This is a genomic window from Frankia sp. CeD, assembly GCF_000732115.1.
In the GTDB taxonomy this organism is placed as follows: Bacteria; Actinomycetota; Actinomycetes; order Frankiales; family Frankiaceae; genus Frankia; species Frankia casuarinae.
Genome location: NZ_JPGU01000050.1, coordinates 16578 through 27910, shown reverse-complemented (window position 1 = coordinate 27910; position 11333 = coordinate 16578). Strand labels below are relative to the sequence as shown.

At 69.5% G+C, this 11333-nt stretch carries 11 protein-coding genes and 2 pseudogenes; 11 read left to right on the top strand and 2 right to left on the bottom strand.

The genetic code is table 11. The features are described from left to right. Window positions 1-307: 307 nt before the first annotated feature. The 6 genes and pseudogenes from CED_RS18695 to CED_RS18675 form a co-directional block, all read left to right on the top strand. A pseudogene (locus tag CED_RS18695) lies at window positions 308-775 on the top strand (MFS transporter); the annotation flags it as partial. Between the two features lie 53 nt (window positions 776-828). After that, a complete protein-coding gene (locus CED_RS18690) occupies window positions 829-2250 on the top strand; it encodes an HNH endonuclease signature motif containing protein (RefSeq protein ID WP_035912799.1) in 1422 nt (473 codons plus the stop codon). Window positions 2251-2480: 230 nt separating this feature from the next. Beyond that, window positions 2481-2891: a PaaI family thioesterase gene (locus CED_RS18685; RefSeq protein WP_035733308.1), complete on the top strand. Its 411-nt coding sequence runs from the start codon at window positions 2481-2483 to the stop codon at window positions 2889-2891. Window positions 2892-3017: 126 nt separating this feature from the next. Next, window positions 3018-3461, top strand: a complete 444-nt coding sequence (locus CED_RS23025; protein ID WP_235187145.1) for a TetR/AcrR family transcriptional regulator — start codon at window positions 3018-3020, stop codon at window positions 3459-3461. Beyond that, window positions 3359-3634 (top strand): hypothetical protein, encoded by a 276-nt coding sequence (locus tag CED_RS26355; protein ID WP_369807857.1) that lies wholly within the window; start codon window positions 3359-3361, stop codon window positions 3632-3634. Before CED_RS23025 ends, CED_RS26355 begins: the two co-directional genes overlap by 103 nt. A gap of 228 nt (window positions 3635-3862) precedes the next feature. Then, window positions 3863-4090, top strand: coding sequence for a hypothetical protein (locus CED_RS18675; RefSeq protein ID WP_023841463.1), 228 nt, complete (start codon window positions 3863-3865; stop codon window positions 4088-4090). Between the two features lie 291 nt (window positions 4091-4381). Here CED_RS18675 and CED_RS18670 read toward each other — a convergent pair. Next, window positions 4382-5331 (bottom strand): annotated as a pseudogene (locus CED_RS18670) (class I SAM-dependent methyltransferase). A 486-nt stretch (window positions 5332-5817) separates the two neighbouring features. On the opposite strand from CED_RS18670, the gene CED_RS18665 reads away from it, so the two are divergent. The 5 genes from CED_RS18665 (at window position 5818) to CED_RS18645 (ending at window position 9591) form a co-directional block, all read left to right on the top strand. Next, window positions 5818-6189 carry a hypothetical protein gene (locus CED_RS18665; protein ID WP_023841461.1) on the top strand — a complete coding sequence of 124 codons (372 nt, stop codon included), beginning with the start codon at window positions 5818-5820 and terminating at the stop codon, window positions 6187-6189. A 207-nt stretch (window positions 6190-6396) separates the two neighbouring features. Next, window positions 6397-6939 (top strand): DUF1360 domain-containing protein, encoded by a 543-nt coding sequence (locus tag CED_RS18660; RefSeq protein ID WP_369807856.1) that lies wholly within the window; start codon window positions 6397-6399, stop codon window positions 6937-6939. A gap of 542 nt (window positions 6940-7481) precedes the next feature. Further along, on the top strand, window positions 7482-7736 hold the full coding sequence (locus CED_RS18655; RefSeq protein WP_011436631.1) for a hypothetical protein: 255 nt from the start codon (window positions 7482-7484) through the stop codon (window positions 7734-7736). 314 nt (window positions 7737-8050) lie between these two features. Further along, window positions 8051-8824, top strand: a complete 774-nt coding sequence (uppS, locus tag CED_RS18650; RefSeq protein ID WP_035912809.1) for a polyprenyl diphosphate synthase — start codon at window positions 8051-8053, stop codon at window positions 8822-8824. A gap of 482 nt (window positions 8825-9306) precedes the next feature. Further along, window positions 9307-9591, top strand: coding sequence for a hypothetical protein (locus CED_RS18645; protein WP_023841456.1), 285 nt, complete (start codon window positions 9307-9309; stop codon window positions 9589-9591). Between the two features lie 257 nt (window positions 9592-9848). Here the strand turns inward: CED_RS18645 and CED_RS18640 are convergent, their stop codons facing one another. After that, entirely contained in the window at window positions 9849-11129 is a 1281-nt protein-coding gene (locus CED_RS18640) for a lipase (protein WP_235187144.1), read from the bottom strand. Window positions 11130-11333: the final 204 nt, after the last annotated feature.

Sequence of the window (11333 nt, the reverse complement as noted above, 5' to 3'; positions counted from 1 at the left end):
GGACTGTGGAGCATGCGAGCGGCGCAGTCGGACAGCCTTGCCGCTCAGAACCGAGCCGCCCTGGCGCGTAGCTATGCCACGTGGCGCCTGACCTGACCACGACCTGTATGGCCATGATGATCCCGTGATCTCGGGTTCGAGGTCAGTGCATCTGAGCCCCAGCCGGCGGGGTTGACTCCAAACCCTCCGTCGGCTGGCCCTNGGGNCCCCGGCGANNCCCCGAGCANGCGGNCCTCGCNGGGNNCCCCTGCCACATCTGGGGNCATCGCAACTTTTCTCTACCCTGTAGATCAGGCGTTGCTACGACGTACTACTTGCGTACCTGATCGCCTTCAGAAGTCTGCTGCTGGCCGGACGGCTTAGCGACCTCATCAGCCGGCGGCGCATGTTCTTGTCCGGCACCGCGGTGTTCACCGCGGCCTCGGCTCTCGCGGGAGCGGCCGGCAGCCCCGCGATGCTGATCCTCGCGCGTTTCCTGCAGGGGATCGGCGGCGCGATGGCCGCCGCCGTCAGCCTGGGCATCCTGGGGACACTGTTCGCCGAGCCCGGGCAGCGGGCCAGGGCGATCGCCGTCTTCAGCTTCACCGGTGCCGCCGGTGCCTCGATCGGCCAGGTGCTCGGCGGCGTCCTCACCGACACCGCAAGCTGGCGCTGGATCTTCATCAACGTGCCGATCGGGGTCGCGACGCTCGCGGTCGCCCTGCCGGCGCTGCCGGCGCTGCCGGCCACAACGAAACGGCCTTCCTGCCCGCTCGGCAACCACAGCACCGAGTAACGGTAATCGAACATAGGTTCGACATCCGAGGTGGGGTGATCTACGCTTGATCCATGACCGCCACCGATCCCGCCACCGATCCCGCCACCGGGCAGCATCGGGTGCTGTCCGGGTTGGTGGGGGTGGCCGGGCAGGTGGGTGGCCTGGTAGAGGCGCCGGTGTGGTCGTTGTCGGACGCCGAGTTGTACGGCGCCCTGGACGACTGTTCGGTGGAGCTGGCCCGCCTTGCCGCGGTGCGGCTCGCGCTGGCGCGGGAGGCTCATGGGCGGAACCTGGCCGCGCGGGAGGGCGCGGCCGGTACGGCAGCGTTGCTGCGGGAACGGCTGCGGATGCGTCCCGTTGACGCCCGGCGTCTGCTTGATCTCGCGATTGCCGTGGATGGCCCGCTGGCCGCGACCGGCGCTGCCCTGACCGCCGGTGTGATCACTGTAGAGCAAGCATGGGAGATCCACCTGGCGCTGCGTTCTCTGCCGCGTGGCCTCGGCGCCGAGGTGTATACCGCCGCGGAGGCTTCGCTGCTGGAGCTGGCCTGGATGTTCGACCCCGCGGAGCTGGCCCGTCTCGGCCGGCACCTGCGCGAACAGCTCACCCAGATCGATACCAGCCCCGGCGGCGACGGGCCCACCGACACCGGTCACCACAACGACCCGGACAGCCAGAGCGATGCGGGCGACCAGAGCGATGCGGGCGACCGGGACGGTAGGCCGGGTCCCGGTAGTGATCCTGCCGACCGGCGGGGNCTGTGGTTGACCGACCTGCCGGGCGGGACCACGCGGATCAGCGGCACCCTTGATGCCGAAGCCGCCGCCCTGCTGCGTTCGGCGTTGGANCCGCTGGCCGGNCCCCGCCCCGGCGATGACGGCACCGCCGATCCGCGTTCCCCGGCGCGGCGGCGTGCCGACGCCTTCGTCGAGCTGTTCCACCGCGTGCTCGGTGCCGGCGTTCTGCCCGTGACCGGTGGGGTGCGCCCGCATCTGACGGTGACCGTGCCGTGGGCGGCGCTGCTCGGCCACGGCGGGCCTCCGGCCTCGACCGGCTGGGGTCAGCCGCTGCCGGCCGGTGTGCTGCGCCGCCTGGCCTGTGACGCCTCGGTCGGCCGGGTGCTGTTCGATGCGGCCAGCGTTCCGTTGGATGTCGGTCGTGCCTACCGGAGCGCACCGGCGGATCTGCGTCGCGCCGTCATCGCCCGCGATGTCTGCTGCGCATATCCGGGATGTGACCGCCCGTCGTCGTGGTGTGAAATTCACCATGTTCGTCATTGGATAGACGGCGGAGAAACCTCGCTCGACAATCTGGTCTTGCTGTGCGGATATCATCACCGGTTCGTGCACCACCAGGGTTGGACCGTCCGGCTCGNCCCCGNCCGCCGGCCCGAGTTCCTTCCTCCACCCTGGATCGACCTGGCACGAAAACCCCGCCGCAACCCCTATTCACGACATACCGCCGACCTCCTACACACCGCGCCAGGCGGATAACCATCGCTTCGCCCTGGATTCAGGCGAGCAGCGAGACGAAAGCAGTGGCTCAGCCGACCGCAGCCGGCCACGGCCCAGATCATCAGTCCGCAGTCCGCCATCGAGACCACTGCCAATCGTGTCGTCACCCCTCCGCCACCCGCGCCCAGTCCCTGACGACCCACGAACCTCCCAAGGCCCACACTGCTTGGTAGGCNCCCCGCCGGCAGGCACACCTTCCTGGAGAGCCGATGACGCCCGACATCGCCGTGGCCCGCGGGCTACTCGCAGCCCAGCCCTTCAGTCGACTGCTCGGCGCCCGGCTCAGTCGCTTCGAGGCGGGGGNGGCCGAGCTGACCATCCCGCTCGGAGATCATCTACGCCAGCAGCACGGCGCCGCGCACGGCGGGGCGCTGAGCTATGCCGCCGACACTGCCCTCACCTTCGCCGCCGGCAGCGTCGCGGGGGACGCCGTCCTGACCTCCGAGATGAAGATCAACTATCTCCGGGGGGCGCGGGGCGACGAGCTCATCGCCCGTGCCGAGGTCGTCCACGCCGGCTCCACTCTGGTTACCGTGCGCTGCGAGGTCTTCGACCGCGGCGGAGACAGGGACGGGGAACGGCTCTGCGCCGTCGCGCTCGGCACCGTCGCGCGCCGCTGACCACCAGCACACCCCTCGTGACGACCAAGCTTCCGTACGACCAAGCTTCCGTAGGCTCGAAGGGGCGTACGGCCGAGCCCCCCGGAGGTGCACACGGCCAGCAGCGTGGCGACGGCGGACCGGCCGATGCGCTCGCACGCGCGCCGCAACCGCGAGCGGATCCTCGAGGTGGCCCGGGGCGCCTTCGCCGGCAGCGACAGGGACATCTCCCTCAACGAGGTCGCCAGGCAGGCGGAGGTCGGGATCGGCACGCTCTTCCGGCACTTTCCCAACCGGGACGCGCTGCTCGAGGCGCTGCCGCACGACCGGACCGCCGCGCTACTCGACGAGGTGGACCGGCTGCTGGACGCCCCGGACGCGGGCGCGGCGCTGTTCGGTTGGCTCGACAAACTGATTGCGCACATCGCGACCTACCGGGGGGGGTGGCCGCCAGGCTGCTCACCATGGTGCGCGACGAGGAGACGGGGCTGCACGCGTCCTGCTACTCCCTCGAGCAGGCGACGCTGGCATTCCTCGTCCGGGCCCAGCGGGCCGGCGACGTCCGGTCGGACGTGCGGGTCGAGGAGGTGATCTCTCTCGTGACCGCCATCGGCTGGATCCGGGAACAGGCGCCGGAGCGGGCGGACCACGCTCGACCCCTGCTCTCGATCATGACCGATGGCCTGCGGGTTCAGTCCCGGCCGACGACCGATGACACCCCGGGATCTTATAAAACGGAGCACCACCCCGGTACGGGATCATAGACGACGGATCACGACGGATCACGACGGATCACGACGGATCACCCGGGGGAGGCGGTGCCATGGGCGGCGCGGGCGTGATCGTGGATCGTGTCGAGCGGGCTGTCGATCTTCTGCGGTTGGTCGCTCGTGCTCGGGCCACGGACGGACAGACGGGTAAGAGCGGCCCGTGCGGGAACTGGTACTCCGAAGGATGTGTATCCGCAGACCCCGATGAAGGGAGCCGATCAGATGACCACGACAGCCGAGACCGGGAACGTCACCGGCACGAAGGACGCCCAGTACGACCTGCTGTGGTTCACGGAGCGGTGTCTGAGCAACGCGCTGCGGCTGGAGACCTACATCGGCGACGCCGAGCGCGACGACGACCAGGAGCTGGCTAGCTTGTTCCGCCGGGCGCAGAACGAAAGCCGCAAGGGCGCCGAGGAGGGCAAGCAATTGCTGCGCAACCGGCTCTGACCCGGCCCCTCTCACCTCCTCCGGTGGCTCCGGTTCCCCCGGTGCCCGGCCGCGGAGACGACCGACCGGCGTACGGTCCGCAGTGTCTTGCCGGTCGGTCGCCACGATCGCCGAGTGCGGTCTCGCAGGTTTCCCCACACGGGTGCCCTGGACATCATCCCCGGTCAACCCCAACCGAAACCCACGATGGCGCTACATACTGTAAGTAGGTCAGGTGACGGGCGGATCAGGGTGACTGGCGGATCGGTTCGCGTGAGCGGAGCGCGCGAGGTGGCGCCAGACCAGGGCGGGTCAGACCGTGTCGAAGTCGGCCACGAGGAGGTCGGCTACGACGACGTGGCCGTTGCGCAGCGATTGGCGGTGCCGAACCGGCACCGCCAGTCGCCGGGCGAGCGTGAGCAGGTCGTCGTCGCGGCGGACGGTGAAGCCGTGGGCGGCGAGCATCCGACGCATCGCGGCGGGGGTCCATGCCGAGCGGTTGGGTTCGCGGGCCATGGGATCGGGGCGCCGTGACACAATAGTCAGCACCCGTGCCGCCAGCCGGCCGAGAAGCGCCGAGAGCGCCGGCGCGTGGTAATGAACGATCAGGCGGCTTCCCGGGGTCGAGCGCCCCGCCACGACCCGGGTCGTGGCGGCGACCTGGCCACGGGTGAGGTAGGGTACGACACCCTCCCAGATCCAGACCGTCGGCACCGTCGGCCGATGCCCCACCGACGTCAGGGCCGCGTCGAGGTCGTCACGGCTGAAGTCCACCGGCGCAAAGCGCGGTGCCGTTCCCGGCGGCCCCGCGTCCCCGAGCCGATCCGCGTCCCCGAGCCGGTCGAGCTTGTCCCGCTGGGACGCCGGATGATCGACCTCGAATACGGCGACGCCGGCGAGCTCCGGCATCCGCCAGGGCCGTCCGTCCAGGCCCGCGCCGAGAACCACCAGTTGCTCCGCCCGCCGCACCTCCCGATCGCCGTCGGCCCCACCGACGGCCTCCCGGAGGGCCTCGTCGATGGCGACGGTACGCGGCACCATCACCTCACCGCAGGCCCGCACCATCTCAAACTCAAGCCGCGCCCCCACCCCCGCGGCGGGACACCACCGCGCACCCACTCGACAACGCCCCGTTCGTCGGCGCGCAGAAACATCATCGCTGTCGGATCGTCGAACCGGTCGACAGCGATGCGCCCGTGCGCGACGGCCCGCCCCTGGCACACCAGCACCGCGGTCCGGCTCGCACCCCCGTGACCGCCCATGGGCCGATGTCCCCGCACTCTTCCACGATTGCATGCCACTACCGCAGGGGCACCCACAGGCAAGAAGGTGATCATCGGCCCGTCGCGCTCGCCATCGGCGGCCATGCCCGGGTGAGCGTGCTGGAAGCCGTGCACATCCACCTCGGCCTCCACCTCGGCCTCCACCTCGGCCTCCACCTCGGCCTCGAGGTCCCCGTCCCGCGCGCCCCACAACCGCAGGCCGTTCACCGAAAGTGTCGATGGTTGCGGTGAAGCAGGCGGCAGCGTGAATCGCGTGCACGACAACGCTGCCTCCGTACCCACTACAGTAGGCCGTCCATTGCCAATACACCCTGGTCACAGGGGGCGCGCCAGCATGCCCACCGAAGAGACCCACACCGGGTCCGGATGGCAGGATCACTCCAGGAGACCGTCGGCGTTCTCCCACCGTTACATTCGTCGTTCCCGTCCCGCGCNCCGTCTCCCCGGAAAGGGGCCAACACCCTGATGGCCGAGCAGTCCCCCCGTCGCAGCATCGAGTCCTGGGCGCACGACCTGCCCGTGAGCTTCGTGGAATGCCGCACCATGGGACACCGCTGGCAGCCCCACAGCGCCACCTGGGACCGTGAGGCCCGCGCCTACCACGTCATCCACGCCTGCGACCGCTGCCGCACCCAGCGCAAAGCCTGGTGGACCCGCAACGGCGAGGTCACCGCCGCCGGCTACACCTATCCCGAGGGCTACCTCACCCGCGACGTCGGCTATGTCGGAGCCGACGGCCGCGGTGTCCTGCGCACCGAGTACCTCACCCGCATGTTCAACACGACCACCCGGCGTGCCAACGCGAACGGCCACGGGGACGCGGCACCGGAGTCCTGAACGAGACCCGGCCGACAACCCCGAAAGCTGCGACAAACTCGTCCAGGCCGGCCGACGAGAGCATGNCCCCANCCNCCCGCCGCACGGACCCGGGCGGCGGACCCGGTGGCCTCCACCGGGTCCGCCACTGGCGGCGGCCGGCGGGGCGTGTCGCGGGGCATGTTCCACCTGGTTACCGTCGGAGACGGTGGGCAGGCATCCGACATGATGCGTGCCCCGAAAACCGGTGTCCTGGCCCGCCTGACCAACACGGCGCGCCAGGAACAGAGCGAGTACGCGGGCAACGAGCCCCGCCCGCTGCGCAGCTATCTTGCCACCCTGTCGGCGTATGGCGGGTTGTGCGCGGCTCTCGGGCTGATCGGCCGGGNGTCCGGTGCGGTCCTGCCCGAGCGGTTCGCGGTCTCCGACCTGGTTCTCGTCACGATCGCCACGCACAAGCTGAGCCGCATTCTCACCAAGGACCCGGTGACGAGCCCGCTGCGCGCCCCCTTCACCCGCTTCCGCGGCACCGCGGGACCGGCGGAACTCGCCGAGGAGGTCCGCGAGCATCCCCCGGCCCGGCACAGCGTGGGTGAGCTACTCACTTGCCCGTTCTGCACCGCGCAGTGGATGGCCACCGGCTTCGTCTTCGGCCTGGTCGTCGCGCCTCGGCCGACGCGGCTCGCCGCATCCGTCTTCACGGTGGTCACCGGCTCCGACCTACTTCAACTCGTCTACGCGAACGCGCAACAACGGGCCACCAGGGGCTGACCATTCCCGCCCGGGTGGTGGGTGTTGCACCCAGATCACGGGAACTGGCGGCGCAGTGATGATGTGTGACGTGCGTACGCGCATGCGCACGCCCGTACATCTGCGCGTGCATACTCCAGAAGAATTGGGTCCGGTCCCATCGTGAGAGCCGGCTGCACGTGCAGACGTTTGAACCCCGCGGTGCCCGGCGAGAGACCAAGGGCCATGGCGGACAACCTGCGCGAACTCCCTCGCTGGACCGCCGACCGCGAAGGCCTGGAACGGGTCCGAAGAACTCAAATCATCAAAGCATCGCCGAACGGCGGTCCGTGTGTCACGTCTCAGCCGGCGCTCGTGTTGAAATAGGCACGGAAGAGGGGCCCGAGGCGCCAAGCTGTTCATCTGGAGCGCCGTGGCGAGAGTATGGACAGAAACTTACCGAATGTCACCGTAAGACGCAGAGGCGGCACCGATAGTGATACCGATGGTTCTCGCCGGTCGACCTTCGTCCGCCATGGCCGCCGTGGGTGGCTCCGGACAAGCTGCGTGAAGAGGGGTGCGTGATGGAGTCCTCGGCTGACCAGTCGAGCTGGTCGGACGTGTGGTCGCATATTCCGGCCGCGAATCCGCAGCAATCCGGCCCGCTATGGGCGTTGGCGGTCCTCATCGGACCGGATCGGGCGGTGGAAGGTGTCGTCGGATTCTTCGTGACACCGGCCGAGGCGAACCGGCACGCCCGGGCGGGGGGCTACGAGAGCTGGCTGGTGATTCCGGCGCTGGACCTGCACGGGGCGGGTGGGCCGGTAGCGGTCCTGTGACCGGTGGACCGCCCGATCGCGGCGTCGGCCCGAGCCCCCGCGGAAGCCCTTCTTCGGGAGAGGGCACACTGGTATTCCGACGTACCGCTCCTCCACTCCTCCACTCCTCCGCTACCCCCGCTACCCCGCTACCCCCGCATGCGGCGATGCGACACCCACGGCACCGACGACAGATCGACCACAGGCCCATCGACCACAGGCCGGAAGCGGCCATGAACCCCTCTCCGACCATGGGCTCTCCCCGGACTCCTCCTCCCCCGGGTGCCCCGCGATCGCCGGGCGTCCCACAATCGAAGGTGTAATCGAAGGTGCAGATGACGGCCGGCCCCCTCTACGCGCTCTACACCCGTCGCCTGCGTCGGCAGGTCANGGCGGGTCCACTGCCTGCGCACGTCGGGCTGGTCATGGACGGCAACCGCCGCTGGGCCCGCGAGATGGGCATGGCGAATCCGAGCCTCGGCCACAAGTACGGCGCCGAGCACGCCGAGGACGTCCTGTCCTGGTGCGAGCTTGTCGGCATCAAACACGTCACCGTGTTCGTCTGCTCGACGGAGAACCTGCAGCAGCGCGGGGACGCCGAGGTCGCCTTCCTCATGCAGGTGATCGAGCAGGTGGTGGCCGACCGGCTCGGGCGGCCGGACGCCCGCTGGCAGGTCCATCTCGCGGGCATGCTGGACACGCTGCCGGACAGCACGGCCCGTGTCCTCAAAGAGGCCGTGGAGACAACCCGCAGCGTCACGACCGGCGCCCACGTCACCCTCGCCGTCGGGTACGGGGGTCGCCAGGAGGTCATCGAGGCCCTGCGCGAGCTGCTGCACGAGCGGGCCGAGGCCGGGGACTCGCTGACCGACGTCGCGTCGACGCTGACCGTGGACGACATCGCCCAGCACCTCTACACCGCCGGCCAGCCCGACCCCGATCTGGTGATCCGCACCAGCGGGGAACAGCGGCTGTCCAACTTCCTGCTCTGGCAGAGCGCCTACTCGGAGCTGTATTTCTGCGAGGCGTACTGGCCGGCGTTCCGTGAGATCGACTTCCTGCGCGCCCTGCGCAGCTTCGCCGCCAGGGAGCGACGCCACGGCGCCTGATCCACCGTCTGGCCCGCCCATGAGCAGCCCCCGGCCCGTCTCCTGAACCGCCCTTGAGCCACTCCTGAGCCACTCCTGAGCCCGCCCCCTGGACGGCGGACTGCGCGCGTCGGGTTTCCGCTTCCCGTTGCCCGATCATTTCTTCCTTCGCCCGGCCCCTCCCCCCTTCGTTCCTCCTTTCCTCCTTTCCTCTCTTGAGCGGAGCTGGTATCCCGCCGGGCAGGAAGATCGTTCAGGCGGTCAACGCCGGCCATGGGCCACCTATGGGCTTCAGGGATGTGTCGAGCACCCAGCGCATCGTCGTCGTCCGACGGCTGGTCACCCGCCCGGTCGGCCGCATCCTGCCCGCGGAAACGCCCAGTGGTGCCATTACCGCAAGTAAGTGCTTATTGCGCCATCAGCGAACTACCATCGAGTCTCCGTCGCTCTGGTGCAAGCCTGTCGCCTGTCGGGACCTGAGGTCAGACATAAACGGAGCATCAATGGCATCCGCCACCAGCGTCCACAAGGGTTGGAAGATCTTCTTCACCAGAGAGGAGACCGAGATGGTCGCTAACGGCGTCGACATAGCTGCGATAGTTTCGGCCGTCATACCCGAGCCGGCCACCGCCACGGTGGCGTCAGTGGCCCCGCGAATCCTCGCTTTTTATGCGAATCGCGCTCTCAAAATCAACAAGAGGCTCGGACTCGAGGTCAATATGCCCAGCCCCAATTTCCCCGTCCGCACCGAAACCATCGGGCCCCCGGTGTGGCCTTTCCGAATCTAGCCATGATCAAAAATGGCGGTCGGAACGTCGTCAACACCGTTGATTATCTTGTCTGCACTCCCAAGAGGCGCCGAGATACCTGACCGCCGCTGGCGATGAACCGACCATCGCCGGCGATGGGACCGGCGGTAGTCGGGACGCGGGTGGAATGCCACAACCACCCGCGCCCCGACCGTCCGGCCCAGCCCGCGCCGGGATCAGGCCTGCGCCGGGATCAGGCCGGAGAGCATGGATCGTCCTGGTCCGTCAACTCGCCGCTACTGCTGCACCTGTTGCCGGAACCAGCGGACGACCGCGGCCGTACCGGCCTTGTTGGAGTCGAGATGACCGACGTTGGGTCCCAGGTTGATGATCGGGGCGTCGGCGCCACGTGCCAGGAACGCGGCCTGGCAATGCTCGCTGTTGGCCCGCGGAACCTGATGGTCGGCGCCGCCGACGAAGAGCCGGACCGGCGCCCTCGGGTTCCAGTTCGAACAGGTATGGTCCGCCGCCCACAGCCCCACGGCCAGCCCGTCCCAGGGGTTGCGGAGCAGGTCGAAGCCGTGCGGGGTGAGCAGCTTGCCGGTGGTCGCCGGCAGGCCGGCGAGGATCTGCTCCCCGGTGTGCTTGCCGTCGAAGAGCGTCGCGACCTTCGGATCCTGGAACACCTCCGCGGGCGAGCGGTACAGGTGGTACAGGCGGTTCCAGGAGACGAGGAAGAAGGCGGTGTAGCCGACACCGAAGGGCCATGCGACCTGCCCGTTCAGCCATGCCGGCAGCTCCACGGAACGCAGGTCATAGGCTCCGCTGACGGGCGCCAGGGCACCGAGCCGGAACGACGGGTCGGCGCCGGCCCACAGTGCCTTCCCCAGTCCCGTGGCCGCCGAAGCGCCCTGGGAGAACCCGGTGACCAGCACATCCCGTTTGAACTTCCGGCCTTCACGCGCGGCGACGGTGCGCGCCGCACGGAGCAGGTCCAGCGACGCGCTGGTTTCCGAGGGGACATCCAACCACGGATGGTCACCCGGCCCGACGCCGTAGCCCAGGTAGTCGGGGGCGACCGCAGCGAACCCGGCGGCGGCGTAGGTGAGGGCCGGGGCCTGCCCCCAGGAGTTGGCCTCCAGATCGGTCGCGGTCGACGGGGCGTCCGCGCGGTTGATCTCGGTGCCGTGGGCGTAGGAGACGACCTGCAGCCAGCGGTCCTCGGTGCGCGGCAGCGCCACCAGGCCGCTGGCGGTCGTCCGACGTCCACGGGGGTCGATCGTGTAGTACACGACCCGGTAGGTCCGCACCCCCGACCGGATCACCTCCGGATCGGCGTCGAACCCGGTACTGGCCAGGACCGCCCGCACATACTCCGCCGACAGGACCCGTAGCCGTTTGACGGAGACCACATCCCCGCGGTAGGAGGATGTGTGGTGCCAAGCCGCGGTCGGCCCGGTGGCCGCGGCGGGGTCGATGAGGGCGCTGGTCGTCGCGGCGGCCGTCGCCGCGGTCGTCGCGGCGAGGACGAGCCCGATGACGGTCCGGCGCCGCCGGGAGCGCCGTCCCCTCCTCACGATGTCCTGCTGCCCGTGACCTACCAGCCGCGCGTGACGTCTCCGCGGCGCGTGGCCTCCTTCCTGGCCTTCTTCCTGGACATGACCCGTTTCCCGCGCGTGACCCGTTTCCCGCATGTGACCTCCTTCCCGCACGCGGCCCATTTCCCGCGCGTGGCCGATTTCTCGCATGTGACGCCCCAGTGGCACATGACTTCTTTTCTG